At 38.7% G+C, this 1013-nt stretch carries 1 protein-coding gene; it reads right to left on the reverse strand.

All coding sequences use genetic code 11. From position 1 onward, the window contains the following. Window positions 1-118: 118 nt before the first annotated feature. Window positions 119-1013, reverse strand: an 895-nt coding sequence (locus T501_RS23085; RefSeq protein WP_197028009.1) for an RpnC/YadD family protein, incomplete at its 5' end; no start/stop codon positions are given.

The raw sequence follows: 1013 nt of genomic DNA on the forward strand, positions 1-1013 counted from the left end.
TTGCCATCAGCGGGCCGGTATGCAAGATAGTTTGCTAGAAAACACCATGATTTCGGATTGTATACTCCACCATTCGTTCATGAAATTAGAATCCCCTATAGAGTATTCATTTTCAAGATTATTCCGTAATAAGTTTTTTCTCCTTTAGGATTTCCGTTACTTCATCCACAGAAATATGAGACTTTAGGGCAATTTCTTCTATAGGCATTCCATCCTCAAAGCGTGCGATTACTTTTCCTTTAAGTTCTCCCATGGATATTCCTTGCTGAATTCCATGCTCAATGCCCTGTTCATATCCCTGCTCCAATACCACCTGGCTTAAATTACACATCTCATCAATCCTCCTAACAGTGTCAATATTCATCACTAATCCGTAATCATCTGCTAATCGCTTTTTCTTTACTTCTGCGGATTCTTTGCGAAGCAGCTCTTCAAGCATGGCAATTAGTTCATTCCTGGACTTTTCGGTGTTTTCGTTCTTTCTTAATCTGATTATAACGCCCTGGACTTTATCTATGTTTTCGAGAGTCATGTCCTTGCCATAAATCGTTTCCTGCCTGAATCTGATGCGGTTGATTGAGTCTTCGGTGTCATCAGCATCCATGCAGATCCAGATACTGCGGATGGGCTTTAGGCTGTCATAGTTCGATTTTGCAAACTCGACTTCCTTTTGAGCGGAAATCATTCTGGACATATAATAAATAATCCTGTTATCCAAATGATATCCAAGTTTACTGGGTTTTGTACTTTTCTGGGCTTCTATGTTTATCAGTACTTTCAGCAGTTCCTTTTCTGTGTATACTGAAAATCTTATGTCATAGAAAATCTTACCTTCACCGGGGACATTGTCTTCCTCAGATTCCTTGATGATTTTCTCGGTTTTTATAAGTTCCTGGTTAAATATCTCTGTATTAGTATGTCCTGGTTCCATCCTGACTTTGGATACTTTAGGTTCATCGATATTTGCAATGATATCGTTTATATCAGAATCGCTGAATTCCTCAAGTGTATAT

This window comes from Butyrivibrio sp. WCE2006 (assembly GCF_000701985.1).
GTDB lineage: Bacteria > Bacillota > Clostridia > Lachnospirales > Lachnospiraceae > Butyrivibrio.